We start from the raw sequence: 24,805 nt of genomic DNA, 5'->3' as shown, positions 1-24,805 counted from the left end.
CGGCGGTGCAGCGATGCCGCCGTGCGCGGGAACCGAAGCGTATGGAAGGCATCCATTTTCTCGATCTGTTTCAGGGCGTCGCAACCTTGGTCGCCGCGGACTCGAAGGTCACCTTCGGGCGCATCTTTCTGATGTTGCTCGGTTTTTTTCTGATCTATCTGGGCTCGAAGAACGTTCTCGAGCCATTGCTGATGATCCCGATGGGCCTCGGCATGTCGTCGGTCAACGCTGGCGTCATGTTCATCGAAAATGGCAAGATGGGGACGCTGTTCGTGGATCCGCTGATCTCCGATCCGATCGAACTGATGAACATCATGCAGATCGACTGGCTGCAACCGATCTATACGCTGACATTCAGCAACGGTTTGATCGCCTGTCTGGTGTTCATGGGTATTGGGGTCCTCCTGGACGTTGGCTACGTGATGGCGCGCCCCTTCCAGAGCATGTTCATCGCGCTGTTCGCCGAACTGGGGACGATTGCTGTCTTCCCGATTGCCGTTGCTTTGGGCCTCAGCGAACGCGAGGCGGCCGCCGTGGCAACCATCGGCGGCGCCGACGGACCCATGGTCCTGTTCACGTCGCTGGTGCTGGCAAAGCATCTGTTCGTCCCCATCACCGTTGTCGGCTATCTGTATCTCGGTCTGACCTATGGTGCGTACCCGTACCTGATCAAGTGGCTGGTACCGGAGCACATCCGCGGGATCAACATGGTCGCCGATCGCGGATCGAAGATCAGTCGTTCGCAGAAACTCATCTTCGCAGTGGTAGCCTGTACGCTGCTCTGCCTGCTGTTTCCGGTAGCCGCCCCGTTATTTTTCTCGCTGTTCGTCGGCGTCGCGGTACGTGAGAGCGGCATCGACTCCTTCACCAAGCTGCTCGGCGACGTCTTCCTCTACGCTGCCACGTTCTTCCTCGGACTGACGCTGGGGGTGCTGTGCGAAGCCAACACGCTGCTCGAACCGACCGTCCTGAAACTGTTGCTCCTGGGCATGTTGGCCTTGACCATTTCCGCCCTCGGCGGCCTGTTGGGCGGCTATATCCTCTACTTCTGGAGTGGTGGCAAGTACAACCCGATGATCGGCATCGCCGGCGTCAGTTGCGTCCCGACGACCGCCAAGGTGGTCCAGAAAATCGCCTCTACTGCCAATCCCCGGGCGATCATCCTGCCGCACGCGTTGGGAGCCAATATCAGCGGGGTGATCACCACGGCGATCATTGCCGCCACCTACGTCGCGCTCCTGCGCTGACCCTGCGCGAAGAGAAACGGACGAGAATGACATCAAGAGAGGCGCGCAACTGCATGATTCACGTCTCTGCGTCTTTCGGGTGCTTGGCCGAGTCGCCTGGGAAGCCCGTCAATGGGATGCTGGTAAACAGGGTGCGCGTCTGACTCTTCAACTGGTCCTGCATCTGATGCAGCATCTTCTTGCTCTGCTCCATGTAGGTGGCCATCATCGTCTGCATCGCCGGTCCCTGGAAGTTCATGAACTGCGACCACATGTCGTTCTGCATCTGGCTGCTGCTTTCCCCGTATAGCTGCTGCGACTGATCCTGCAGCTTCTTCTGGAATTCAACGAAGGATTTTATGTTCGTTTCCAGATACTTGCCAAGCATTCCCTGCATCGCGTGACCGTAAAAGCGAATCATCTGCGCCAACAGGTCGGTGGTGAACAGAGGAATGCCAGCGGCCTCCTCCTCGAGAATGATCTGCAAGAGAATGCTGCGCGTAATGTCCTCGCTGGTCTTGGCGTCCAGCACATTGAAGTTTTCTCTCGCCAGAACCAGGTCCTTGACATCGCTCAAGGTGATGTAGGCGCTCGTCTTTGTGTCGTAAAGACGTCGGTTCGGGTATTTCTTGATCAGTCGCGGCTGCTCGGGCATGAGGACCCTTCCTCCATTTGGTGATGACTCGACAAGCATTCTGTGACGCCCGTTGATGCGGTGCAGCACAATTATACGCCGGCAAAAAAAAACAGGCCCCTATTGGAGCCTGTCCTGGTCTATCTGCCGCAAAAACCCGTGTCTACTGGTAATAGAGACCACCACAGATGTTCAGCGTCGATCCAGTGATGAACCCGGCAATGTCCGAAGCGAGATAGGCACAGGCACCGCCAATCTCTTCCGGCCGCGCCAGACGCTTCATCGGCACGGTATCGACGATACCTTGCAGAATCTCCGGCTTGATCGCCATCACCATTGGCGTCGCTACATAACCGGGAGTAATGGCGTTCACCGTCACGTTCTTGGCCGCCAATTCGGCTGCGAGCGCCTTGGTAAAGCCGATCACCCCCGCCTTTGCGGCGGAGTAATTGGTCTGACCGGCCTGTCCCCGAAGGCCATTTACCGACGAAATGTTGATGATCCGCCCCCAGCCGCGCTCGGCCATCTTCGACGAAACCTGTTTGGTCATGTTGAAGAGACTGCCCAGGTTGGTTGAAATCACGGCATTCCATTGAGCCAGTTCCATGCGTGCAAACATCTTGTCACGCGTGATGCCTGCATTGTTGACCAGAATGTCGATCGGACCAGCCTTCGCCTCGGCCTCTGCGACCAGACTGACGCAGGAATCATAGTCGGAAACGTCGCCGGCTACGGTAATGAAGTCGTTGAAGCCGGCTTCGGCCATCGCCTTGCCCCACTCTTCCGGTTTGTCGAACTCCGGATGGTAGGCGGCAACCACTTTGTGGCCAGCCTTGGCCAGTTCCTGGCAAATGGCCGTACCGATTCCGCCCATGGCACCTGTAACCAAAGCAACACGTTGCGTCATAATTCCTTCCTTTCCTGTTGACGAATCAAACAAATGGCGGCACCACACCGCCAGGCTCACAACACCTGCCGACCACTGCCGCCCGCACCGGCGCGCCCGGGCCGAACTCCCCCACCGCGATCAGGACGACGCTTGCAGCGCTTGAAAGTCACCGACACAGCGACCTTTTATTCTGCATTGCAGCATGTGAGCTGTCAATGCAAAGTGTTCGAAAAGCTCCACTCGGCAAGAGCGGTACCGCGGACGACTAACTTGCGCACCGACTACGCCGCCGACAGCCAGATCAGGGAAGCCATGCGTCCGGTCACTCCATCACGCCGAAACGAAAAGAAGCGGCTCGCCTGACCTACCGTGCAGTGTCTGCCACCGAAGACGGCCTCGACCCCGAGACGCGCCAGACGTTGGCGCGCCAGCAGGAAAATGTCGGCCAGCCATCCGCCCGAACCATCGACCTTCCTGGCGATGGCGGTGAACGCCACCGCCGCCTCGGCGTGCACTTCGACGAAGGCGGCGCGGACCTCGTCGCCAACCTCAAAGGCCCGCGGGCCGATCGCAGGCCCGAGGTAGGCGAGTAGCCGACTGCCTGGTACGCGCATCGCTGCCACCGTGTTTTCCAGAATGCCGGCATGCAGGCCGCGCCAACCGGCGTGGGCGACCGCGACGACCGACGCCGTTTCATCGCAGAGCAGCACTGGCAGACAATCTGCGGTCATCACCGCGCAGACGGTTGCGCCCGTCCGGGCAAGCGCACCATCGGCGGTCGGAAGCCGCAACTGGGAAGCCCCGGCGTCAACTACCGCGGTGCCGTGCACCTGATTCAGCCAGTACGGCGACGACGGCAACTGGCGCGAGAGTTGTCGGCGATTGGCCGCCACCGCCAACGGATCGTCACCAACATGAGCACCAAGGTTGAAACTTGCATAGGGAGCGACGCTCACCCCGCCCCGACGCGTCGTGATCAAGCTCCGCACGCGAGCGGGTGCCGGCCACTCGGGAACGATCCAGTCCTCGTCGAGCAGCGCATCACTGGACATGTCGCATGACTTCGTCGGCTATTGCTCGTCCGGCAACTCGTCGCAGCAATCGTCGCCGCATATGCCTTTGGACCCAGGGTTGATGTCGCGCGCTGCATTCCGTACATCGCTGGCCTCATCGCAGAGGCCTTCACAAGCGTTCACTCCTGCTGCCAGCAACCGTGTCTCCTGCCGCAGCGTCTCGATCAGCAACGCCATGTCATCGGGCAGCGCCGATTTCCAGGACATGGCCCTGCCCGTGTCCGGGTGCGTCAGCGACAGGCGGCAGGCGTGCAGGGCCTGGCGAGGAAAGCAGGGGCCTTGCGGCACGCCGCCGAGAGCGCGCCCATAGACCGGATCGCCCACCAGAGGATGACCAAGCGCGGTCAGGTGTACGCGTATCTGATGCGTCCGCCCGGTTTCCAGCGCGCATTCGATCAAAGTACAACCAATGAAGGACTCCAGCCCTCGGTAATGCGTCCGTGCCGGCCGACCGTTGGCGACCACCGCCATCCGGGTGCGCAGCGTCGGATGCCGACCTACCGGCGCGTCAATCGTTCCGCCTCCTTCCAGATTACCGCGCGCGAGCGCCTGATAATGCCGCTTGACGGTGCGCGCCTGCAGTTGTCGCACGAGATCGGTCTGCGCTGCAAGAGTCTTGGCCACGACCATCAGGCCGCTGGTATCCTTGTCAAGGCGATGGACAATCCCCGCCCGCGGCACCTTCTCGATTTGTGCGACATGGTGCAGCAGGGCATTCAGCAAGGTGCCGCACCAGTTGCCATTACCCGGATGAACCACTAGGCCGGCAGGCTTGTCGATGACCAGCAGGCTGTCGTCCTCGTAGACCACCTGCAATGGAATGTTTTCCGCTGCCGAAGGCTCGGCGCGTTCGTCGCGGGCTTCGGCGACTTCGATGGTCTCGCCTCCCCACAGCTTGTGTCTCGGCTCGACAATCGGCGTCCCGCCGACCGCCACCCTTCCTTCGCGTATCCAGCCCTGCAGGCGGCTTCGCGAATGCTGGGCAAGCAGTCGGGCAAGGACCTGGTCCACTCGCTGACCGCTGCAGTCGCCGGGCACGCTCAGGGCAATTCTTGGGTTTGCGCTATAATCGGGCCGCCCGATCTCCCGCCTTGGCGCGTCGGCCGCCGCCTTCCTTCTCTTTGGGCTTTCCATCATGCGTAGTTTAGCGGTAATCGCAACGCTTTTCCTCGCAACCCTGATCTCCGGCTGCGGGCTCTTCCCGGAAGAAAAGGACGAAACCATAGGCTGGTCGGCGAACAAGCTGTACACGGAAGCGAAGGACGCACTCAACGGCGGCTCGTACAGCAAAGCCATCAAGTACTTCGAGAAGCTTGAATCGCGCTACCCCTACGGCCGCTACGCGCAGCAGGCGCAGATCGACATCGCCTACGCCTACTGGAAGGACATGGACACTGCTTCGGCCCTTGCTGCCTGTGACCGCTTCATCAAACTCCATCCGAATCATCCCAACGTAGACTACGTCTATTACCTGCGCGGGCTGATCAACTTCAACGAGGACCAGGGCCTCCTGGGGAGCATCAGCAACCAGGACATGACCGAACGCGACCCGAAAGGCGCGCGCGAATCTTTCGATTCCTTCCGCGAGCTGGTCACGCGTTTCCCCGACAGCAAGTACACTCCGGACGCAATTCTGCGCATGAAGTATCTGGTCAATGCGCTGGCCACGCTGGAATTGCACGTCGCCCGTTACTACATGAAACGAGGTGCCTATCTTGCGGCAGCCAACCGTGCCCAGTACGCAGTGTTGAACTACCCCGACGCACCCGCTATCGAGGAAGCGCTGTTCATCATGGTCAAGGCCTACGATGCGCTTGGCCTGATCGATCTGCGTGACGACGCCGAACGCGTCATGCGCAAGAACTTCCCCGACAGCGAGTACTACGTGCGCGGCCTCGAACGGCAGCAACCGTGGTGGAAACTCTGGTAAGGCAACGCAACCGTAGCACCGGTCACAACCAGATCAATTGCGGCGCTTCCCTCGTTCGCCCACAGACCACGGCGACTTGGCCGAATTCGCGTCCCAAGCTCGCTACTTCTGCGGTGTCGGCGAGCAGCAGATAACTCGGTTCCTCCGGCCAGGACCCGCCATCGGCAAGGTTGCAGGCGGCAAGAAATGGCCAGCCCGAGGCCGCGATCCGCTCGTACAGTCGCGCCTGCGCGAGCCGGTTGTCGTCTTCGGAGCGCAGCAATCCCGGATTGTACGCGGTGACTATGCCCCAGCAGACACCAGCGGTATATTCGCGCTGCTGCTCGCCGAGCGGCAGCGTGGGCGGCGCCCGGTGAAGAAGGAAGCTGTCAAAGGCCGGATGCGCGACCCCGATCCGCAGGCAGAAAAACCCTTCGGGAACCGTGACACGGTACGTCGTCGCGCGAAACGAGGCTTCCAGCGCAGCCCGCCTCATGGCTCGTCGGCAGGCGAATCGAGCTCTTCAAGATCACCGAGCCGCAATTGCGCTTCGAGCACCGGTAGCGCTTCGACGCCTCTCAGTTTGCGCTCGATCTGGCGTGTCCGAACGCCGGCCGACTCGATGCTGCGGCTCGCCTGCTCGAGCTTGCGCCGGGTCAGTTCGAGCACTTCGCCGAACTTTCCGAACTCCGTCTTGACAGCGCCAAGAACGGCCCACACTTCCGACGATCGGCGCTCGATGGCCAAGGTCCGGAAACCCATTTGCAGACTGTTGAGCAGCGCTGCCAGCGTCGTCGGCCCGGCGACACAGATCCGGAAATCCCGTTGCAAGCCGTCGACCAGCCCCGGTCGCCGCAATGCTTCCGCGTACAAACCTTCGGTCGGCAGATAGAGCATCGCGAAATCCGTCGTATAAGGCGGTTCGACGTATTTGTCGCGGATCTTTCTGGCTTCGTCGCGCAACCGGCCTTCCAGCGCCTTGAACGCCAGTTCGAGCGCTGCGGGATCGGCTCTCTCCTGCGCGTCGAGCAAGCGCTGATAGTCCTCGAGCGGAAATTTCGCGTCGATCGGCAGCCAGACGGGTCGCTGTTCGTCCGCCTTTTCGGTCCCCGGCAAGCGAATGGCAAATTCGACGCGATCCAGACTGTGCGGCCTCGTCGCGACATTTCTTGCATATTGCTCGGCAGTCAGCAATTGTTCGAGCAGCGCGTCCAGTTGCACCTCACCCCAGGTACCGCGAGTCTTCACATTGGTCAGCACGCGCTTGAGATCGCCGACCCCTGTCGCCAGCGTCTGCATCTCGCCAAGCCCCCGGTGCACCTGCTCCAGGCGCTCGCTGACCAGTTTGAAGGAATCGCCAAGCCGCTGCTCGAGTGTCGCATGCAGCTTTTCATCGACCGTCCGGCGCATCTCTTCCAATTTGATGGAATTGTCGTTCTGCATCGTGGCAAGGCGCGCTTCGAGCGCCAGACGCAAACTCTCGAAGCGTTGCTCGTTGCTGCTGGTCAACCGTGACAACTGCTGCGCGAAGGACTCGAGTTGCTGCGTCTGCAGTTTGCCGAGTTGCGCCAGTTGCGTGGCCAGTGCCTGCGCCAGGCGGCTCAGCGAGACTGCCTGCTCCTCGCGATCGCCACGCGCTGCAGCTGCGGCCTCACGCCTTCCCTCGGCCAGTTCCTGCCGCAGTTCGCGCTCCAGACGGTCGATCCCTGCCTGCACTTCGTGCAAACGCACGTCCAGCAGCGCTCTCGCAGGCCCCCCTCGCAGCAGCACAACGATCTGCAACCCGATCAGTACGAAGCCGATCAGCGCCAAGGTGTAATACATGCCCTCACCCATCGCTTGTTCTTCCGGGAAGCCGATTGCCAACGCAGCGGGCAACGAGCGGCACTACTTGAGCGAAAGTGCCACCCGGTTTTCCTTGGGTAGCGATCCGTCCGACCGACCGCTCGCCGCGCCGAGCTTCACCGGCAGCAGAAACAGGCGTTCGCCATCGACCTGACGCGCGACCAGCCCATCCAGCACTGCCTTTGCCCGCCGATCCGCAAGTTCGCGCAGATCCTCTTCCTCGACAATCGAGTTGGCCAGGATCAGTTTCTCCATTTCGTCGACCGGAAGCCCTTTCACCATCCCAATCAGATTGCGTGGCTTGGGAAATTTTTCCGCCCGGTAGACCCGTTCCAGGAGTGCCGGGTATTCCCCTGAACTGACTTCGACGACGTCCGTCGCTCCATTCCGTCCCCCCTTTCTGGCGAGGTCCTCACGCTTCAGATCCCGCACTTTCTGATCCAGACGCGCCCGCTTGAGCCCTTCCGTATCGCCGTCGGAGTCCGCTCGTCCTTCGATGTCCAGTTTCAGTGCAGGCCGATCGTTCAGTGCCTTGGCGAGATTCTCGATGCGCTGCTGCGCCTGCGGAGTAATCGTCGCCTGGCCAGGGTCGAATTCCAGGTTTGAAAGCTCCTCGCCGCCACCAAATATCGATCCCAGCAGCGCGAAAGGTGAAGTCACCGCCTTCACCAGCAGGTTCATGATCACCTTGACCACCAGTCCGCCGACGCTGAATTCCGGGTCATCGAGGGAACCGGCAATCGGTAGATTGATGTCAATCTCACCATTCCGGTTCTTCAGCAGAGCAACCGCCAGCATCACCGGCAGCTTGGTCGCGTCCGGACTGTCGACCGCGTTGCCGAAAGTCAGTTGATCGAGGAACACGCGATTCTCGGCGGTCATCCGGTTATTCTCGATCTTGTACTTGACGAACAGCGACAGCTTGCCCTTTTCGATCGCATAACCCGCATACTTCCCCGAATACGGTGAAAGCGAAGTTAACTCCACGCCCTTGATCTCCGCCTGCACGTCGAGATAGGGCCTGGGTGAAAGCGGGTTCACTTGCCCGGAAATGCTGAGAGGCGCAAGATTGTCGTAGCTTCCACGCAGGTCGAGAGTCGCCACGCTTTCCGCTGCGGACGACAGACCACTGATCGTGCCGCCGATCTTCTTCAGATTCGCCGAGTAATTCGGCTTTACGAAGTTGTCGCTGAACCGGATGTCGCCACCCTGCAAGGTGATCCTGCCGATCCTTATCGGCGGCCTCGGCGTGCCCGTCGCCACCGCCGCCACGGCCGTATCGCCGCCCGCCACCACCGGCTGCACTTGCGCTTTCGGCGTCGCCGCGTCGTTCTGACGAACGATCTGCAGCAGGTTCAGCTTCCCCTCACGACTGACGATCACGCGCGCGAAGAAATCGGCCAGTGCCACCTCGCCGATCGAGAGCGAATCGGGATTCAGACGGGCCTCGACCTTTCCGACATACAAGGATTTCCACTTCAGGAAGTCTGCCGAGTTGATCTTGTCGACCGCATAGAAATCGCCCACCGTCACCTGTCCGGCAAAACCGCCGGACAGCCGGGCACTGTCTGGCGAACCAGGCCCCGACTGACGCAATTCCAGGTCACCGTTGAGTGTCACCTGACCACGGCTGACCTCGACGTTCAAGCGCTCCGTAAAGTAAGGCTGTACCGGCAAGAGTTCAAACGCCGTGACGCCTACCTTGAGGTCCGCCTCGAGTGGGAAAGGCTGAAAACTGCCACCCACCTCGATCTCGCCCCGGCGGTTGATGCGAAACCGTGCCGCCACCTTCGCTTTCCTGCCCGGCTCCGTCGACAGGTTCTCGGCGTCGACGTTCATTGCCTCGATGGTGTTCACCACTGCCGGCGAAACAGCGCCATCCTCGAAACGCAGCCCCAAGTCCTCCCCGTGGTACTTGGCGACGTTCAATTTCCATGGTGCTCCCGAATCCTTGCGCGCGGCTTGGACGGCGCGCAGGGAAGGCGGCGGAACGAACTCGATCCTGCCATCGGCAGCTCGTCGCAGCAGCAGCCGGGTACCGCGCACGGCAACCTCGTCGATCGCGATCTCGCGCTTGGCGAGGCGGAGATGGCCTCCCCTGATCGAAAACGCGTCCCCTTTGATCCACTGTCCAGCCTGCAGCCGCCACGCCGCAGCGAATTCGGCTGACCCGTCACCGCTGCTGTCGAGTCCCTTCAAGCTCGCCTCGAGTCCCTCGACGCTAGCCTCGAACGGCGCACCATGCGATTCGTCGAACCAACGCAGCACACCACCGGTTATTCTCGCTTCTCCGAGCGACCAGCTTGGCGACGAGGGCTGCCTGGCCGTTCTGGCATCCGCCTCTGGCGCTCCGCGAGACCCGAGTTGCTTGTTGAAGAAATCGATCCAGTTGATCGTCCCTTGCCGGCTGACCCGCGCGTGGATTTCGGGGCCATCGACGGCAACCCGTTCAATTGCGAAATTCCCGTTGGCGGGATCCACCTCACCAAGCTCCACCTCCAGGCGCCTCAGGGCCAACAACGGACCACCTTCGCTATCCTTGACCAGCAGATCCTTGATGGCGAAACTTCCAGACACACTGAGCGTAGAGCGATCATCGTCCGCACGGCGAAAGCCCAGCTTCAACTCACTGTCAAGCGCGCCGGAAGCGACCTCGATCGGCAGGCGAATCGGCGAATACGCGAGATACCGGCCAAGGTGCACATCGCGAAAATTCAGAGCCAGCTCGCTTTCCCTGGACTTTGCGAAAGGCTTGCTCTTGCCCTGAGCGACCAGCAATGAGCCATCGATCAACGCGGAAAAAGCCGGTTCGACGAAGATTTCGGTCGAACTGGGCAGGCTCGAAAGGAATGGCAATGCAATGCTCAACTCGCTGACGAGATGTCTTTCATCAAGCATCCGGTCGTCGTACTCGAGCTGGCCGCCAGTAATCTGGATATTGCTGACCGCGAAGGAGGGCGTCTGCTCGTTCGACTCGGGTCGGGCCAAGAACTCGTCGATCAGATCGGAAAAGTTCAAACGTCCGTCGGCCAGACGCACCAGTTTCAGCCTTGGACCGGCCAACTGCAGCTCGCTGATCACCGGCCCGCCGCGAAACAGCGAACTGGATTCCAAGTTGACGTACAGCCGGTCGAAGCCCGCCACCTTGTCGCCCCCTCCCTTTTCCTCGATGGCAAATCCATCGATCTGCACGGACAGGGCGTAGGGGTTGATGCGGATGCTGGCGATGCTCACCGGACGATGCAACGTGGCGGCGAGCTCATCCACCAGGATTGACTTCAGTATTGGTGGCAGAACGACAAAACCGAGCAGGCCGATGCCCAGTATGGCGAGCAGCAGCCACCACCCATATTTTGCGACGAAGCGGGAGGCGGCTGCCCCGAGCGGAGCGGCTTGGTCATTCATGGCGGCTGGCGAGCAGGGGAAATTGCCAATTTAGCATGAAGAGACGGCCCCCGCATCCGCGTCACGGCGAGCCCACGGGCGGCCGGGAAAACCAATGACCACGTACGCGCGGAAAGTTGCTGCGTCAGAAGCCGCTGCGTCAGAAGCCGTTCTTCCACTCGCGCAGGGCGGCAAAAATCGTCAACTGGTCGCCAGCAGCAGGTGTCCTGCGTCGGACGGAAGCCACCACTTCCGGTTCGCTACAACGCAGGAAGGGATTGGTCGCCTTTTCCAGCCCGATCGTTGATGGTACCGTCGGTTGGCCCTTGGCGCGCGCCTCCGCGACCTCCACCGCTCTACCTTGCAGCCGAAGATTCCCGGGTTCGACCGCCAAGGCGAACCGCAGATTCGCCTGCGTGTATTCGTGGGCGCAGTACACCGCCGTGTCGTCCGGCAATGCCGCCAGGCGAGACAGCGAATCGGCCATCTGAGCGGCAGTTCCCTCAAACAGACGACCGCAGCCGCCGGCGAACAAGGTGTCGCCACAAAACAGACAAGCTGCGCCATAATACGCAAGGTGTCCGAGGGTATGCCCCGGCACTGCAAGCACCCGCAAATCGACACCCAGTGAATCAAGCTGCACCGTATCGCCGCCACGCAAGGGTTTGCTGATACCGGCAATCGACTCCGCTGCCGGGCCGAAAACTTCGGCAGCAGGATGGTGCTCCAGCAGGTCCGCGACACCACCCTGGTGATCGCCGTGGTGATGCGTGATGAGAATGCTGCGCAGAGACAGTCCCTCGCGCTCCAGCACTGCGAGCACGGGGCGAGCGTCGCCGGGATCGACCACGACAGCTGCGGCCCCCTTGCGCAACAGCCAAATGTAGTTGTCCTGGAACGCAGGTATCTGAATGACGTCAAACATCATCGAATTTTGAAAGAACTGCAGAAAATGTCAATCCTCGGCCTCGACGCGTGGCTGCAATCCCCACAGGGGAATTACGTCATGGCGTGGGAACAGGCCGCGATCGACGCCGTGGTCGTCGACGTTTTCGGCTACAACGCGATCCAGTTGGGCATGCCGCAACGCGATCTGCTTGCGCAGAATCGCATTCCCTTGCGCCAGGTCGCTGCCGACTCGGGCAGGGTTGACGTTCTCTGCGATTTGCGGCAGTTGCCATTCGCCGCCCATAGCATCGATCTGATTGTCATGCCGCACGTCCTCGAATTCCACCGGGACCCACACCAGATCCTGCGCGAGGTCGAGCGTGTGCTGATTCCCGAGGGCGAGCTGCTGCTTACCGGGTTCAATCCGATCTCGCTCTGGGGCCTGCGCCGCCGCCTGCCCAACTGCCCCGGCGATTTCCCTTGGGAGGGGCAATACCTGTCAGTGCCACGTCTCAAGGACTGGCTGCAATTGCTCGGTTTCGAGGTCGAGTGCGCCAGTCTCGGTTGTTACTCGCCGCCATGCATGCATGAACGCTGGCTGAAGCACTGGCACTTTCTGGAAGCTGTTGGCAGTCGCTGGTGGAGCTTTGCCGGCGGGGTCTACCTCTTGCGGGCGATCAAGCGCGTTCACGGCATGCGCCTGATCGTCCCACGATGGAAACAGCAGGGGGCTCCACGCAAGGCATTGTCGGCAATCAGCAAGAAAGAACGACGTGAGCGCTGAATCAGCCGTCATCATCTACGCCGACGGCGGCTGTCGCGGCAATCCCGGACCGGGGGGCTGGGGGGTGCTGCTGCAGGCAGGCGACCGCGTGAAGGAACTGTGGGGTGGGGAAGCATCGACCACCAACAACCGCATGGAATTGACCGCCGCGATCCGTGCCCTGGAAGCGCTCAAGAGACCGGCGACAATCGAACTGCACACCGATTCCCAGTATGTGCAGAAAGGCATCAGCGAGTGGATCCACAACTGGAAGCGAAATGGCTGGCGCACCGCCGACAAGCAGCCGGTGAAGAACGCCGATCTCTGGCAACGGCTGGACGAGCTCGCCGGCCAGCACCGGATCAGGTGGTGCTGGGTCAGAGGCCATGCCGGGCAGCCCGGCAATGAGCGCGCCGACGCGCTGGCCAATCGAGCCATGGACGAACTGCGTCAAGTGCCCGCTCCCCGCTAGGCGACGGACATAGGAAGCCGCACATGCGCCAGATCTTTCTCGATACCGAGACTACCGGCCTGGAGCACAAGCTTGGGCATCGCATCATCGAAATCGCCGGCGTCGAGATGCGCAACCGGCGGCTGACCAACCGCCATTTCCACCGCTACCTCAATCCGGATAGGGAAATCGACGCGGGTGCCCTGTCGGTACATGGAATCAGCCGCGAGTTTCTGCTCGACAAGCCCCGCTTCGCCGACATTGCGCCAGAGTTTCTGGATTTTGTGCGCGGTGCCGAACTGGTCATCCACAACGCAGCGTTCGACGTCGGTTTCCTCAACGCCGAACTGGCGATGCTTGAAATGGCGCCAATCGATACCGTCTGTCACTCCGTGTGCGACACGCTACGCATGGCCAAGGAGCTGCACCCAGGCAAGAAAAACAACCTCAACGCGCTATGTGATCGCTACGGAATCGACAACTCGCATCGCACGCTGCATGGCGCCCTGCTCGATGCGGAGATACTTGCCGAGGTCTACCTGGCAATGACTCGTGGCCAGGAAAGCCTGGTCATCGATCTTGACGACGATACAGGAGTTCGCCTCGAAGCTGCCGCACGAGCGGCGCCCGGCGAAGAACATTCCCGCCGGACACTGCAGGTCACACGCGCCAGCGCAGAGGAACTGGCCGAACATGAAGCAGTACTCACCGCCATCGACCAGGCGAGCAAAGGCAACTGTATGTGGTTACGCGCCAGGAGCGGCAGCTGATGCGATAGCGGAGTGCGGAGAAGGGCCGGTCTCAGCCCTCGCCCGGGGGCTCAGTCGGGCGTCGCGGCCGCCGCACGTGTCGCTTGGGCGAGCGCGTCTCGGGCGTCACGTCCGCTGCAGATTCCATGCGGGGCACTGGCGATCGCGGATCGGAACGCGGTAGATTGGGCCTGGGTCCGGACTTGCGTTGCTCGGGGCGACGACCACCTGGGGCGACGCCCTGCCGCTTTTCGGCCTGACGCTCGGGTTGGCGATCCGCAGGACGATCCGACTCGCGGTTTCCCGGGGCGAGCGTGATCTCGATCTCGATGAGTTCATCCCATTGCTCGTCGGTACGATCGCGCTCGGGAATGGCGAGGAGTTCGCGGAGCCGGCGACGCGGATCCTGGGGCGGCGAGTCATTCATGGCGACATTATGACTCACACGGCCACCATCCTTCAACAACCGTGAACACTACCGTGAACGCGGCCCTCAGGCGCGACCCTTTGCCATCGCCAGAAGCAGCGGGAAACCGCTCATCAACTGGCCACTGCACGCGGTCGCCGTCGTGCCTGAAGGGAAACCTGTCCGTCCGCCTCCCCTCGTACGCTCGCAGCGGGAACACGCGACCTTGCTACGGCAAGTCGCACATCAGTGCTGCGCCAGAAGACCCGCGGCGAACGAAATCTCCAGACTTTCCGGCAGATCGAAACGGGAGAAAGCGCGGTGAATGGCCGCTTTGCTGACGCGCACACCGGACTCCTCGAAGCGGATGCCCAGCGAGCGCCCGCAGCGAGCGAGGGTGGCGAAGGCAAATCGCCAGCGCTGCGCCTCCGCCAAGCGCTCACGCAACTCAGTTTCGTTGCTTATCACTATACCTGCTTGCTTCAGAGAATCCAGGAACTGGTTAAAACACTCGGCACCTAGACGACTCATTTCGCTCTCCATTATCAGTGTTGTCGTGTGTCTCCACCATGTCGATAACGCTAGGGACGGACAGCGGTTGACAGGATGGAACAGGTGCCGCTTCGATTGATCGCGCCTGTCGAACGGAAGGGAAATTTCGGCCAAAGCCTTTTGGCGAGTCTTGACGGGATGCAGCAAACGGAAAAGGCCCATCAACACGGGGGCCTTTTGTTTCTCCAACACCCGGGGGTCAGCCAAGGATCGGTGGAACCGACGGCCGCCGCGTTTCGCCGGGCGAAGACCAGCGAGTGATCAATGTCCAGTCCGAAGGCTGGCCGCAAAGGTGTTCTGGAGAACTTCAGGAAACTGGAAGCGAGCAAAGGTCTCGTGGATTCCTGCCTCGTTGAGTCCGCTGCCGCCATCCTGAAAACGAATCCCCAACGGCCGACCATTGGCCGCCAAGGTGGCGAAAGCAAAACGCCAACGCTGCGCTTCCGCCAGTCGCTCGCGCAACTCGCTCTCGTTACTGATCTCGACACCGGCCTGCTTTAGGGAATCGATGAACTGGTCGAACGATTCGGTGCTTAGACTACCCATTCTCTTCTCCTGTCGAAGTATTGTTGCGTCTCTTCCATGGAGCGAACAACGCTCGCCTCCGAGTTCGGTTGACAAGCGGCGTCAACCAAACTGCACCAACCCACGCGAAGGAGTGACGGGAATAGCCGCGGCACGTTCGGCAAAGACCACTTTCGCCCTGACAGCAACGGCGTCTACGCCCTGAACATGCCGGGCAACACGCAGGTCAGCTTCCGCACGCTGACCGGTACCAACCAGTTCTACATTCAGACCGCCACCGCCTTACCCGTGCCGGCCGCCGCCTGGTTGTTCGGTTCGACGGTCGTCGGCTGGCTGGGTATCGCACGTCGGCGGCTTCCGCACCAGCGCCGGTTTCCCGGCCGACGATTCGCGCCTCCTCCCGGTCAGGGCAAGGACGGCAGGACTCCCCGGCGAATCCCTTCAAACGATCTACCCGATCACTAGCTTCCTCGGAAAGATCGATGGCTTGCTGAAAGTCGAACGGTGGAATCCGGAAGAAGATCAGTTCGCGTCTACCCGCAGGGCATTGATCACCGACGTCATGGCATCGACCGGGTAACGCAAGGGAACCATGGCGTCGCCGACGCGCGTGAATACGCCGACCTGATCAGGACTGGCGCTGAACAGGACATGATGATTGGCAATTCCATCGACATTCAACCAGAGCGTCTGCTCGCGATCGATCGGCGTGTGCCCAACGATCAGAGGCGTGTCCGGATCAAGCCCCAGGCAGCGGCGGAAGCGCTTGACGTCCCGCCGGCGGTAACCCAGCGGACGGTTCGGCCGTTGCAGGCGGTTGTTGGTCAGTTCGAGGATCAGTCGCGGGTGGCGATGGATTTGCACCAGCATCTCGCGGCTGACCTTGCTCGTCGGCGGCGCCGCGTGGCAGGCCACGAAATCCCGGGAAGCGACGACGTAGGGCAACAAACCGTAGAACTCTTCCATCGCTTTCAGATAGGCGGCGCCCCGCCGCTCGCTGAGTTCCCTGGCCCACAGCAGCCCCTGCGGAACGCCATCCTTGGACATTTCCTCGGAAAAGGAATCGTGGTTGCCTCGCAGATAGAACACCTGCTCGGGAAAACGCAGCTTCAGACGAAAGATCAGATCCATCATCAGCATCGAGCCTTCCATTTCCCTGAGTTGCCCATCCAGCTCACAATGCACCGCGTCACCGAGGATGACGAGCGCCGCCTGCCTTTCCTCCAGCGCGGCCAGAAAGGCATTCTGGCTCAACACGGTCAGCAGATTGTCGACCTGGGCGTGCATGTCGGCGACGAGAACCGGGGTGATCGCCGGTGGCAGGTCGAGCAACCCGCCCGGCAGTCCCCGCTCGTCCAGCGCGCGATAGCTCTCCTGACGCAGCAGCGCGTTGACTGCTTCGATCAGCCGCAGCGCTTCGTCTCTTTGCAGCAGGCGAATCGGGCCACCAAAGATTGCGCGCAAGCGCCGGAACAGTCCCTCGCGGACCCACGCGGGTTCGGGCGGCAGCGGGCCGATCGCGCTGCCGGCGTCGCTGAGATTGCGAAACACCAGTGCGTCGCGGCCATAGACCACCACCAAGTGCTGCTCATCCACGGTCGGCGGGTAATTGAACAGCGCCTGCTGCACCTCCTCGCCAGAACCCAGAGCGAGCCAGCTCTTCGGGGTCAGACGAAGGAAGCCGTTGATCCGACGACGATGTGCGCTGGGATCGACGATGACGATACTCGTCAGTCGAAGCAAGTGTCCGCGCGGGTCGATTCGGGTTTCCGGGTAGAGGTGCAGCCGTTTCTCGTTGCGCCCGAGGGTGATCTCGATCGGCAGGCCATCGAGCGGCACTCGCACCTTGCCGCTCCCCAACTGGTAGGCTTCACCCAGCTTGAGGTCATGCCCCCAGCCGAAACCCAGGCGGGCAACCGCGGCCCGCAGCCGTGCCCACAGACTCGATGGCCTGAACGAGCGGCGGGCGGCCATTCTGCTCACGGTTCTGGCAGCATTTCCGGGAAACGTCGCAATTGGCCGTCCGTCCCTTCGCGCAGATGGACGCTGAACCCATTGCGGTGCAGGAACTCGGCAACGCAACGGAATACGTCGCGCTGTGCCAGGCAGATGGCCAGACTGAGTTGGGCGTCCACCGGGTGAGTGCTCAGGATCGCCCGTTGCGTGCGGCGTGCGAAGACCAGCTCGGGCGGCGGCAGAAGGAACTCGAAGACGTAGCGGTGGTACCAGTCGACCGAAAAAAAGTGGCGCTTGCGCGGCGGCAGGACGATGCGATCGAAGTCGACCGGCGGCAGCGGATCGCGGTCGAGAAATTCTGCGTCGAAGACCGACACGGCATTCGCCAGGCCCTGAAAAGGCAGGCCCAGATGAATCTCGCGCGGACGAACGCAGAGGATTTCGGACCGCCACCAATGCTTGCGGCCGAGATCGAGATAGCCTTCCTCGGACCAGCCGCCGAGGTGGCCGATCAGCGTCGTCTTGCCGGCGCCCGGAGGGCCGGTGACCAGAATCTGGCCGCAGCGAATGTCGGCGGGAAAGTCAATGCCTCGGAAGTTCTGCAGCCGTTCGATGGGCCGGGTTGGCAGATTCGTCATCGTCGCAGGCGCCAGCGCTCAGTCAAGTGCCGGCGGAGGAGCCGGCGGCACGGCAGCGCCTCGTGCACGCTGTGGCGTCCGATCCGGTGAGGTGGGTGCAGCGAAAAGGGGAAAACCGGTCGCTTCTGCTGTTCGAGCCCTCGGCCGATTTCCCGGAACGATTCGTGGCCGGCAGCAAACATCGGATTGGCCGACGCCCGCACGCCTGGCGGTCAGCGCGAAGTGAGCAGGCGCAAGCGATCGCCGACCTTTTCGGCGTAATCGGCAAGATTGCCCACCCACTGGATCAACTGGTACCAGATCATCACCGACACCGGCTTGAAGTTGTCCTCCTCCGAGAACAGGGCACGGGCCAGCGCCATCCCCATCACGTCCGTATCGCTTTCCATATTGCTCAATTCGACGACCATCTCGTCCATCCGGCTGCCTTCGCGGCCCCGGAAGCCGGTCTGCTGCGGGTCGCCAAGTTTCTGGACGATCAGGTGCGCGTGGTGGCAGGTTTCGATGCAACGGCAAACCAGGCGCATCAGCGGCTCCCCCATGCCACCGTACACCTCCATCGGACGCTCGACCAGCAAGCCAGCGATATCCTGCGCCGTGTCGGCGATCGCATCCTGCAATGCCAGGACTTCGAGGAAATCCTGCCGATCGACGGCCCGCAGCATGCTTCTCGGCAGGCGGTCGCAGAGTTCGTTGCGCATCGCGTCGGCCTCGCGCTCCTTGAGGAAGATGCGGTTCTTGCATTCTTCCAGTTGCTCCGTATCCCTGGCGATCAAGGCCTCGAACAAAGGTCGCACCTCATCGACACACTCGATCACGATGCGCATATGCTGCTGCAGGGGCTTGAACGGCGATCTTCCGAACAAGGCCACGACCCGATTGCTGGACAACATCGGCATCCTCCTTCATGGCGAGTGGAAAGGCCGGGACAGTCGAACGGCGAGTGATCGGCACCGCAACGAGGCAGCGACCGGCACCTCCGGTACGCACGACAGAACCCTCCTTGGCTTCCCGGGCGAATTGTAGTCCCAAGTGCGGCCGATGGGACCAGCCAAAATGGATCCACCGATTTCGCTTATACTGCGTCCCGGCCCGGTCGGCAGACACTTCGCGCCACCTCCTCCCCTTTCTTTATGGAGACCTTCCGTGGATTCGCCCAGCAGCATCGATCTTGCCAAGAGCATTCTCCAGGTATTCATGGTCCTGCTCGGATTCGGCATGCTTGCCCGCGTCGCCGCCGTCTGGATAAAGATTCCGGACATCGTGGTGTTCCTGATCGTCGGCATCCTCCTGGGCCCCGAGGTCTCCGGCCTGGTGGCGATCCAGGCCGATTCCGCGCTCAACCAGATCATTCTCATCTTCGGCGCCTGTTACCTGCTCTTCGACGGCGGGGCATCGTTGCGCTTCAGCGTGCTGAAGGAAGTGTGGATCACCATCGTCGTCATCGCAACGCTCGGCGTGCTGGTCACCGCGACGATTACCGGCTTTGCCGCGTACCATTTCCTTGGCTTGCCATTGCTCGTCGCCATGCTGCTCGGGGCCGCGATCGCATCGACCGACCCGGCGACGCTGGTACCGATCTTTCGACAGGTCCACGTGCGTGACCGGGTGGCACAAATGGTGGTCAGCGAGTCGGCGCTCAACGACGCCACCGGTGCGGTATCGACCTTCGCCGTGCTGGCGGTAGCCACCGGCAGCGGGGAGTTTTCTGCGGCAACGGCGGTTGGCGACTTCTTCTTCCAGTCCGGCGTCGGCTTGCTCGCGGGTGCCGTATTGGGCTATGCAGCCGCCTTCATCATCGGGCACCGGCGCTTCGACTTTCTCGCCGAATACGCGCCCCTGGTCACGCTGATGGCGGTGATGGCTGCCTTCCTCAGCGCCGACGGTCTGCACGCGAGCGGCTTCATGGCAGTCTTCGTCTTCGGCCTGATGCTCGGAAACAAGGAATCCTTCGGCTTTGCCATGGATAGCGAAGAGGGTCGCCGCCTCGACGAGTTCGTGATGACCACCGCGCTGATTGCGCGCATGCTGATCTTTCTGCTGCTGGGATCGCAGATCGATTTCCGCTTGATGGAGAAGTATTTCTTCGGTGCCGCGCTGGTGGTGACGGTATTCATGCTGGTCGCCCGGCCGGCGGCGGTCTTTCTCTGCGCGCTGCCCGACCGCCGCGCCAAGTGGAGTCTCGAAGAGCTCCTGTTCATGTGCTGGACACGTGAGACTGGCGTCATTCCGGCGGCTTTGGCCGGCCTGTTGCTCGGGGTCAAGGCGCCCGGGGCGGAAGTCATCGCCGCCGTCACTTTCGTTGCGATCATCATGACCATCCTGATCCAGGCGACGACGACCAAGTGGCTGGCGCGCCGTCTCGGCTTGCTGGTCGAATGAGCTACGAACTGCCCGGCGGCAAACAGGCTCGCCGCAGTCCTGCCGCAGACGTCTGATTCCCGCCGCCCGCGCTGGCAACCGCAGTTGCCGGCCTACTCCGGCATGCCGAGGCGCGAAGGTCGGCGGCAGCGTGCTGGCCAGCCGCCGATGTTCCGGCCTCGGACAAGCGATCAGAAATTCGCGATCAGAATCTCTTCAAGCATTTGCGCGGTCTCCTTGCAGCTGCGGAGGACTTCCTCCTGCAGGGAATAGAACTGCCGCATCCGTAGCGCATTGAGGGCGGCAGCGTCATCCCCCTCGTGCTCGAACAGGCCACGGATTGCCTGCTGCATGACCAGGTCGGATTTTTCTTCGATGCGCTCGATTTCCTGACACAGGTTGACCGCCTCGTCGCTGCGCTCGTTCTCCTTCAAGGCGCAGATCGCCCGCGTCAGGCGCATGCACGCCTCGACCCCCATCGAGGCCAGCGTCCGCGTTTCGGGGGTAGCCACGTTGATGTGGTAGATTCCGACCGCCTGCGCGACATCCTGCACGGCATTGACGACGCGGTCTAGATCCAGCGTGATCGCGTATACCTGGTCGCGGTTGAGCGGCGTCACGAAGGACCGGTGCAGCAGCGTGATCATGTCGCTCTTGATCTTGTCCGCACTGCCTTCGTTCATGTTGACTTCATTGATAAGGCCGGCCATGTCCGCCTCTTTTGCTCCCAGGCTGCTGATCAGACGCAGCATGGCATTGGCACTTGCCTGGACTCGCTCGCTATGTGCCGCAAGGAGGTCAAAAAACTCGGTCCGCTTGGGTAACATAAGTAACTCCCTTGGTAATCATTTGTCTTAACGATTGCTACGCGTCATGCCGGACGTTGCTCACTTTCAGCTGGACCAATCCTCGGCGGGGGTGCTGCCGACTGCGTCGAGAACATCGCGAGGGACGCTCCCGGCGGGAAGCGGCTGCTTCGACAAGATGCGCCGTGCCGCTTTCGCCGTTCTCGCCAGTCGCGCCACGGGCCGGCAGTGATACCGTCAGCAGGAATGGCCGCCAGCGCTTCGAGACCGCGAAGCGGGCCCCCTCGCCGCGGGGCCGCCCGAGTTGCAGAGAGCGACCGGGCACCTACAGAAACTTGGTTCCGATGTACCAGAAGATTGCCGCGATCAGACCTGCTGCCGGAATCGTCAACACCCAGGCAACAAGCAGGTTGGCGGTGATCGCCCAACGTACCGCCTTGACGTCGGTAGCAGCCCCGACCCCGATGATCGCACCGGTGATGGTATGCGTCGTTGACACCGGAATACCGCCGAACGTCGCCAGCGCCAGAGTGATCGCGCCGCCCATGGAAGCGCAGGAGCCGCTGATCGCGTTGAGCTTGGTGATCTTGGTGCCCATCGTCTTGACGATTCGCCAGCCGCCGAGATAGGTTCCCCAGGCGATGGCGAAGTAACAGCCGTACACCACCCACATCGGCAGGCTCGCCTGGTCCTTGGTCGCCGCCCCGGCGGTGATCAGCAACAGCCAGATGATGCCGATCGTCTTCTGTGCGTCGTTGCCCCCGTGCGCGAGGCTGTACGCGCCGGCCGCAAACAACTGCGCGCCCTTGAACCATTTGCCCGCCTGATAGGGCGATTTGTTACGGAAGATCCATGCAACCAGCACCATCAACAGACCGCCGATGATCACTCCGACCAGCGGCGAAATGATGATGAAGGCGAGAATCTTCCCGAACCCTTCCCAGATGATTGGCGCACCCGATCCGGACTTGGCCACGGTCGCCCCGACCAGACCGCCGACCAGCGCGTGCGACGACGACGAGGGGATTCCGTAGTACCAGGTGATGATGTTCCAGGCCAGGGCCCCGACCAGCGCCCCGAAAATCACGTAGTGATCGACAAAATGCGGGTCGACGGTGCCTTTGCCGATGGTCGCCGCCACCTTGAGCTGAAATATCCACAGCGCCGCGAAGTTGAAAAAGGCGGCGAACAGTACCGCCTGTTTGGGGGTCAGCGCGCCGGTCGCGACAATCGTCGAGATCGAGTTGGCACCGTCATGAAACCCGTTCATGAAGTCGAACGCCAACGCCACCGCAATCAGTAGCGCCAACGTCCAGATACTCAAAGTCAGGCCTTCCATATTGGGCTACCTCTCAGGAGTTTTCGATCAGGATCTCTTCGATCATCTTGGCCGCATCCTGACAGCAGTCAAGCACGGCCTCCTGAAGCGAATAGAACTCCCGCATCTTCATCGTTTGCCAGACATTGGCTCCTTCCTGGAATAGCTCGGTGATCGCCTTGTGCTGAATGGTGTCGGCCCGCGACTCGATCTCCTCGATTTCCTTGCACAGGCTGAGCGTCTCCTCGCGCCGACTCTTGTTGCCCAGTGCGGCAACTGCGCGATTCAGACGCATGCAGGCATCCGCACCCAAGGACGCCATTTCGCGTGCTTCGACCGTCGACTGCTTGATGCTGTACATGTCGAGGGCGTTGGCGACGTCCTGCAGGGCATTCAGCGTCTTGTCGAGATCGGTCGTCAGCGCGTGGATCTGATCGCGGTTGATCGGCGTCGTGAACGACTGGTGCAGACGCTCGATCACCTGAGTCTTGATCTTGTCGGCCTCCTTCTCGTTGAGATTCACCTCGGCGACCAGCGCCGAGACGTTTTCCCCCTCTCCCCCCAGGCCATTGATCAGGCGCAAGGTGGCATTCGCTCCCGCCACGACCCGTTCGGAGTGAGCGGCGAGGAGTTCGAAAAATTCCCTGCGTTGTGGCATCAGACTACTGAACATACTAACCTCCCTTGGTTTTCCACCCTCGCGGGCGGCTCTCGGTTGAACTACGCCGCTTGCTGTTCGGCGCCATTTCGGTCACAAAAAAATTCTGCCCAGGCAACGGGCAGCCTTCGATCGGAAACCCTCCAATTCCTCGGCCGGGGCCACACGTGCGTTCAGCGCCGCGGCCATTGCCGGATCAGCCTTTCTTCTTGCCCCCCGAGGCAGCGGCCAAACTGGCGAGCAATTCCTTCATCTGTTCGACCTTTTGTTCGGCGAAAAGACGTACGCCGGCACGCAGGATGTCCGACTTGCTGGCGGCCCAACCCGCCGCTTTCGCCAACTCCGCGCGCAAGCCTTCGATGGCCGCCGACTCGCTTTTCAGCAACTCGACCGAGTGACGGACGAGCTTGTCGCCCTTCTCGCGGGCCGACTTTTCCAGCTTCCCCACCGCCTCTTCCAGCTTGCCGGCCTTTTTCCCGCTCTCGGTCTTCGCGACCGCCGGCGCAGACTCGACCCGGGACGGAGACCTGGCCACTTTTCCCGAGGTGCCGGGCTTGGCGACCATGGTCGCGCCCTTGCCGGACGACTTCGACTTTGCTGCAGCAGCAGGTAGGCTCGCTTTCGCCGGCGCTGCCCTTTTGGCACTCTTCGCAGCCGGCGCGGGCGCTGCTGCCTTCGCCGCGGCGGCCGACTTCACGACTGCGGCTTTGGCCGGTTTGGCGGTACCGGTCGCAGTTGCCAGGCCTGTCTTGCGCGCCGGAGCCACAACGGTGCCCGCTGCCGGCACAGGGATTTCGGAACTCTCGGCTTCCGCCGGTGGCACCAGGGGAACGTCCGTTGCCGCCAGACGTTCGGCAAGCGACTCGTCTTCCTTTTTCAGGCTTGCCCGAAGGGCGGTCTTGTTGTTGGCAGTGCTGGTGGGTGTCGTCATCAGGTATCTCCCAATTGTTTAAGAACGGCTGCGACAAGCTTGCGGACCTCTTTTTGTGCGGCTTCGGCACCCGCTCCGAGCTGAAAAACCGAGGCTCCGACAACCGCACTCTGCGCGTAAGCGTTGCGCTGGCAGAGCATGGCATCGAGGATAGGCAGGGTGAATTCATGCAGCAGTTCAAGCACATCCGTAGCGAGCGCGGTGTTCTGGACGCGATTCGGGAGAATGCAGCCATGCAGGCGGTGGCTTTGCTCCATGCGATTGAGAATCAGGCGCTCGACGGCAAGCGTCGACCACAGGTCGGTCGGACTGGGTACCGCCGGGACCAGCGCGAGATGTGCGACGGCGAGTGCAGCCAGGGTGGACGGGTGGTAGATCGACGGCGGCGTGTCGAGAATGATGTACGAAGCCTCCTCCTGCAGTTCCCCGACCCGTTTGATCAGCTCGAGCCCGGACATCTTGCGGACGTCGAGCTGCAGACTGGAATCGAGCAAGGGTGCGGACTCCGCCCAGCGAAACGCGCTTTCCTGCGGATCGAGATCGACGAGCAGCACGGAAGCGCCGATGGCGTGGAATCCGCCGCCCAACTGCATGGCAACGGTGGTTTTTCCGGCCCCCCCCTTCTGCGAGACCACCGCGACCACTCGGCCCAATGGAAATGTCATGAAACGTACCTCTTAACAAGCATGTGGATCGAGATCCGCATAAACGGCAATTATGCCATCGCGCGGGAGACGGACAAGCCACGGGGGGCTTGCAAACGGGCCAAAAAACGGGCCATTTTTGAAGATTTGGCGAATGTTTGCGCAAAGTCAAGGAAAAGTCGGGATTGCCGCTTTTCTC

26 protein-coding genes are annotated in these 24,805 nt (G+C 61.6%); 8 read left to right on the top strand and 18 right to left on the bottom strand.

All coding sequences use genetic code 11. The features are described 5' to 3' along the window. Positions 1-41 precede the first annotated feature (41 nt). Complete coding sequence (locus NFV80_RS07330) at positions 42-1,247, top strand: sodium ion-translocating decarboxylase subunit beta (protein WP_295327862.1); 1,206 nt, start codon at positions 42-44, stop codon at positions 1,245-1,247. Positions 1,248-1,305: 58 nt separating this feature from the next. Here the strand turns inward: NFV80_RS07330 and phaR are convergent, their stop codons facing one another. The 4 genes from phaR to rluD form a co-directional block, all read right to left on the bottom strand. After that, a complete protein-coding gene (phaR, locus tag NFV80_RS07325; protein WP_295327864.1) occupies positions 1,306-1,881 on the bottom strand; it encodes a polyhydroxyalkanoate synthesis repressor PhaR in 576 nt (191 codons plus the stop codon). Positions 1,882-2,023: 142 nt separating this feature from the next. Further along, positions 2,024-2,767: an acetoacetyl-CoA reductase gene (phbB, locus tag NFV80_RS07320; protein ID WP_295328055.1), complete on the bottom strand. Its 744-nt coding sequence runs from the start codon at positions 2,765-2,767 to the stop codon at positions 2,024-2,026. 263 nt (positions 2,768-3,030) lie between these two features. Further along, a complete protein-coding gene (pgeF, locus tag NFV80_RS07315) occupies positions 3,031-3,801 on the bottom strand; it encodes a peptidoglycan editing factor PgeF (protein ID WP_295327866.1) in 771 nt (256 codons plus the stop codon). 18 nt (positions 3,802-3,819) lie between these two features. Then, a complete protein-coding gene (gene rluD, locus NFV80_RS07310; protein WP_295328057.1) occupies positions 3,820-4,956 on the bottom strand; it encodes a 23S rRNA pseudouridine(1911/1915/1917) synthase RluD in 1,137 nt (378 codons plus the stop codon). Position 4,957: 1 nt separating this feature from the next. Here rluD and NFV80_RS07305 point away from each other — a divergent pair, with 1 nt between their 5' ends. Next, entirely contained in the window at positions 4,958-5,752 is a 795-nt protein-coding gene (locus tag NFV80_RS07305) for an outer membrane protein assembly factor BamD (RefSeq protein WP_295327868.1), read from the top strand. A gap of 22 nt (positions 5,753-5,774) precedes the next feature. Here the strand turns inward: NFV80_RS07305 and NFV80_RS07300 are convergent, their stop codons facing one another. The 4 genes from NFV80_RS07300 to gloB form a co-directional block, all read right to left on the bottom strand. Beyond that, on the bottom strand, positions 5,775-6,227 hold the full coding sequence (locus tag NFV80_RS07300) for a DUF3293 domain-containing protein (protein ID WP_295327870.1): 453 nt from the start codon (positions 6,225-6,227) through the stop codon (positions 5,775-5,777). Next, positions 6,224-7,555 carry a DNA recombination protein RmuC gene (gene rmuC / locus NFV80_RS07295; protein WP_295328059.1) on the bottom strand — a complete coding sequence of 444 codons (1,332 nt, stop codon included), beginning with the start codon at positions 7,553-7,555 and terminating at the stop codon, positions 6,224-6,226. The genes NFV80_RS07300 and rmuC overlap by 4 nt, the downstream gene beginning before the upstream one ends. A gap of 63 nt (positions 7,556-7,618) precedes the next feature. Beyond that, the gene (locus NFV80_RS07290) at positions 7,619-10,981 is read right to left on the bottom strand and encodes a DUF748 domain-containing protein (protein WP_295327872.1); all 3,363 of its coding nucleotides are present in this window, start codon (positions 10,979-10,981) and stop codon (positions 7,619-7,621) included. Positions 10,982-11,120: 139 nt separating this feature from the next. After that, positions 11,121-11,885 carry a hydroxyacylglutathione hydrolase gene (gene gloB, locus NFV80_RS07285; protein WP_295328061.1) on the bottom strand — a complete coding sequence of 255 codons (765 nt, stop codon included), beginning with the start codon at positions 11,883-11,885 and terminating at the stop codon, positions 11,121-11,123. A 27-nt stretch (positions 11,886-11,912) separates the two neighbouring features. Here gloB and NFV80_RS07280 point away from each other — a divergent pair, with 27 nt between their 5' ends. From NFV80_RS07280 to NFV80_RS07265, 4 genes are all read left to right on the top strand, one after another. After that, on the top strand, positions 11,913-12,632 hold the full coding sequence (locus NFV80_RS07280) for a class I SAM-dependent methyltransferase (RefSeq protein WP_295327874.1): 720 nt from the start codon (positions 11,913-11,915) through the stop codon (positions 12,630-12,632). After that, on the top strand, positions 12,622-13,083 hold the full coding sequence (gene rnhA, locus NFV80_RS07275; RefSeq protein WP_295327876.1) for a ribonuclease HI: 462 nt from the start codon (positions 12,622-12,624) through the stop codon (positions 13,081-13,083). The genes NFV80_RS07280 and rnhA overlap by 11 nt, the downstream gene beginning before the upstream one ends. Positions 13,084-13,106: 23 nt before the next feature. Then, positions 13,107-13,832 (top strand): DNA polymerase III subunit epsilon, encoded by a 726-nt coding sequence (dnaQ, locus tag NFV80_RS07270; RefSeq protein ID WP_295327877.1) that lies wholly within the window; start codon positions 13,107-13,109, stop codon positions 13,830-13,832. A gap of 187 nt (positions 13,833-14,019) precedes the next feature. Then, positions 14,020-14,283: a hypothetical protein gene (locus NFV80_RS07265; protein WP_295327879.1), complete on the top strand. Its 264-nt coding sequence runs from the start codon at positions 14,020-14,022 to the stop codon at positions 14,281-14,283. A gap of 180 nt (positions 14,284-14,463) precedes the next feature. Here NFV80_RS07265 and NFV80_RS07260 read toward each other — a convergent pair whose 3' ends face one another. Both NFV80_RS07260 and NFV80_RS07255 read right to left on the bottom strand, forming a co-directional pair. Next, complete coding sequence (locus tag NFV80_RS07260; protein ID WP_295327881.1) at positions 14,464-14,748, bottom strand: hypothetical protein; 285 nt, start codon at positions 14,746-14,748, stop codon at positions 14,464-14,466. Between the two features lie 282 nt (positions 14,749-15,030). Next, on the bottom strand, positions 15,031-15,315 hold the full coding sequence (locus NFV80_RS07255; protein ID WP_295327884.1) for a hypothetical protein: 285 nt from the start codon (positions 15,313-15,315) through the stop codon (positions 15,031-15,033). 186 nt (positions 15,316-15,501) lie between these two features. On the opposite strand from NFV80_RS07255, the gene NFV80_RS07250 reads away from it, so the two are divergent. Next, positions 15,502-15,759, top strand: coding sequence for a hypothetical protein (locus NFV80_RS07250; protein WP_296758263.1), 258 nt, complete (start codon positions 15,502-15,504; stop codon positions 15,757-15,759). Between the two features lie 57 nt (positions 15,760-15,816). Here NFV80_RS07250 and NFV80_RS07245 read toward each other — a convergent pair whose 3' ends face one another. The 3 genes from NFV80_RS07245 to NFV80_RS07235 form a co-directional block, all read right to left on the bottom strand. Continuing rightward, a complete protein-coding gene (locus NFV80_RS07245) occupies positions 15,817-17,268 on the bottom strand; it encodes a metallophosphoesterase (protein ID WP_295328062.1) in 1,452 nt (483 codons plus the stop codon). 5 nt (positions 17,269-17,273) lie between these two features. Beyond that, the gene (locus NFV80_RS07240; protein WP_295327886.1) at positions 17,274-17,888 is read right to left on the bottom strand and encodes a serine/threonine protein phosphatase; all 615 of its coding nucleotides are present in this window, start codon (positions 17,886-17,888) and stop codon (positions 17,274-17,276) included. Between the two features lie 212 nt (positions 17,889-18,100). Continuing rightward, positions 18,101-18,781 carry a TIGR00153 family protein gene (locus NFV80_RS07235; RefSeq protein ID WP_295327888.1) on the bottom strand — a complete coding sequence of 227 codons (681 nt, stop codon included), beginning with the start codon at positions 18,779-18,781 and terminating at the stop codon, positions 18,101-18,103. A gap of 253 nt (positions 18,782-19,034) precedes the next feature. Between NFV80_RS07235 and NFV80_RS07230 the strand changes: the two genes are divergently transcribed. Next, on the top strand, positions 19,035-20,270 hold the full coding sequence (locus NFV80_RS07230) for a sodium:proton antiporter (protein WP_295327890.1): 1,236 nt from the start codon (positions 19,035-19,037) through the stop codon (positions 20,268-20,270). A gap of 170 nt (positions 20,271-20,440) precedes the next feature. Here the strand turns inward: NFV80_RS07230 and NFV80_RS07225 are convergent, their stop codons facing one another. From NFV80_RS07225 to NFV80_RS07205, 5 genes are all read right to left on the bottom strand, one after another. Further along, the gene (locus NFV80_RS07225) at positions 20,441-21,076 is read right to left on the bottom strand and encodes a DUF47 family protein (RefSeq protein ID WP_295327892.1); all 636 of its coding nucleotides are present in this window, start codon (positions 21,074-21,076) and stop codon (positions 20,441-20,443) included. A 304-nt stretch (positions 21,077-21,380) separates the two neighbouring features. Then, positions 21,381-22,394 carry an inorganic phosphate transporter gene (locus tag NFV80_RS07220; RefSeq protein WP_295327894.1) on the bottom strand — a complete coding sequence of 338 codons (1,014 nt, stop codon included), beginning with the start codon at positions 22,392-22,394 and terminating at the stop codon, positions 21,381-21,383. Positions 22,395-22,407: 13 nt separating this feature from the next. Continuing rightward, entirely contained in the window at positions 22,408-23,046 is a 639-nt protein-coding gene (locus tag NFV80_RS07215; protein ID WP_295327896.1) for a DUF47 family protein, read from the bottom strand. 181 nt (positions 23,047-23,227) lie between these two features. Further along, a complete protein-coding gene (locus NFV80_RS07210) occupies positions 23,228-23,962 on the bottom strand; it encodes a hypothetical protein (RefSeq protein ID WP_295327898.1) in 735 nt (244 codons plus the stop codon). Continuing rightward, the gene (locus NFV80_RS07205) at positions 23,962-24,627 is read right to left on the bottom strand and encodes an AAA family ATPase (RefSeq protein ID WP_295327900.1); all 666 of its coding nucleotides are present in this window, start codon (positions 24,625-24,627) and stop codon (positions 23,962-23,964) included. The genes NFV80_RS07210 and NFV80_RS07205 overlap by 1 nt, the downstream gene beginning before the upstream one ends. Positions 24,628-24,805: the final 178 nt, after the last annotated feature.

Origin of the sequence: Accumulibacter sp., from assembly GCF_023806565.1 — a bacterium.
Taxonomy (GTDB): Bacteria; Pseudomonadota; Gammaproteobacteria; order Burkholderiales; family Rhodocyclaceae; genus Accumulibacter.
Note: the sequence above shows the minus strand (reverse complement) of the source record. Positions and strands in the feature narration are given on the sequence as shown.

Bases quoted from the DNA above. Each gene is read 5' to 3' on its own strand.
- NFV80_RS07330 (WP_295327862.1), top strand. From the start codon at position 42: ATGGAAGGCATCCATTTTCTCGATCTGTTTCAGGGCGTCGCAACCTTG.
- phaR (WP_295327864.1), bottom strand. From the start codon at position 1,881: ATGCCCGAGCAGCCGCGACTGATCAAGAAATACCCGAACCGACGTCTT.
- phbB (WP_295328055.1), bottom strand. From the start codon at position 2,767: ATGACGCAACGTGTTGCTTTGGTTACAGGTGCCATGGGCGGAATCGGT.
- pgeF (WP_295327866.1), bottom strand. From the start codon at position 3,801: ATGTCCAGTGATGCGCTGCTCGACGAGGACTGGATCGTTCCCGAGTGG.
- rluD (WP_295328057.1), bottom strand. From the start codon at position 4,956: ATGGAAAGCCCAAAGAGAAGGAAGGCGGCGGCCGACGCGCCAAGGCGG.
- NFV80_RS07305 (WP_295327868.1), top strand. From the start codon at position 4,958: ATGCGTAGTTTAGCGGTAATCGCAACGCTTTTCCTCGCAACCCTGATC.
- NFV80_RS07300 (WP_295327870.1), bottom strand. From the start codon at position 6,227: ATGAGGCGGGCTGCGCTGGAAGCCTCGTTTCGCGCGACGACGTACCGT.
- rmuC (WP_295328059.1), bottom strand. From the start codon at position 7,555: ATGTATTACACCTTGGCGCTGATCGGCTTCGTACTGATCGGGTTGCAG.
- NFV80_RS07290 (WP_295327872.1), bottom strand. From the start codon at position 10,981: ATGAATGACCAAGCCGCTCCGCTCGGGGCAGCCGCCTCCCGCTTCGTC.
- gloB (WP_295328061.1), bottom strand. From the start codon at position 11,885: ATGTTTGACGTCATTCAGATACCTGCGTTCCAGGACAACTACATTTGG.
- NFV80_RS07280 (WP_295327874.1), top strand. From the start codon at position 11,913: ATGTCAATCCTCGGCCTCGACGCGTGGCTGCAATCCCCACAGGGGAAT.
- dnaQ (WP_295327877.1), top strand. From the start codon at position 13,107: ATGCGCCAGATCTTTCTCGATACCGAGACTACCGGCCTGGAGCACAAG.
- NFV80_RS07260 (WP_295327881.1), bottom strand. From the start codon at position 14,748: ATGAGTCGTCTAGGTGCCGAGTGTTTTAACCAGTTCCTGGATTCTCTG.
- NFV80_RS07255 (WP_295327884.1), bottom strand. From the start codon at position 15,315: ATGGGTAGTCTAAGCACCGAATCGTTCGACCAGTTCATCGATTCCCTA.
- NFV80_RS07250 (WP_296758263.1), top strand. From the start codon at position 15,502: ATGCCGGGCAACACGCAGGTCAGCTTCCGCACGCTGACCGGTACCAAC.
- NFV80_RS07245 (WP_295328062.1), bottom strand. From the start codon at position 17,268: ATGGCCGCCCGCCGCTCGTTCAGGCCATCGAGTCTGTGGGCACGGCTG.
- NFV80_RS07240 (WP_295327886.1), bottom strand. From the start codon at position 17,888: ATGACGAATCTGCCAACCCGGCCCATCGAACGGCTGCAGAACTTCCGA.
- NFV80_RS07235 (WP_295327888.1), bottom strand. From the start codon at position 18,781: ATGTTGTCCAGCAATCGGGTCGTGGCCTTGTTCGGAAGATCGCCGTTC.
- NFV80_RS07225 (WP_295327892.1), bottom strand. From the start codon at position 21,076: ATGTTACCCAAGCGGACCGAGTTTTTTGACCTCCTTGCGGCACATAGC.
- NFV80_RS07220 (WP_295327894.1), bottom strand. From the start codon at position 22,394: ATGGAAGGCCTGACTTTGAGTATCTGGACGTTGGCGCTACTGATTGCG.
- NFV80_RS07215 (WP_295327896.1), bottom strand. From the start codon at position 23,046: ATGTTCAGTAGTCTGATGCCACAACGCAGGGAATTTTTCGAACTCCTC.
- NFV80_RS07210 (WP_295327898.1), bottom strand. From the start codon at position 23,962: ATGACGACACCCACCAGCACTGCCAACAACAAGACCGCCCTTCGGGCA.
- NFV80_RS07205 (WP_295327900.1), bottom strand. From the start codon at position 24,627: ATGACATTTCCATTGGGCCGAGTGGTCGCGGTGGTCTCGCAGAAGGGG.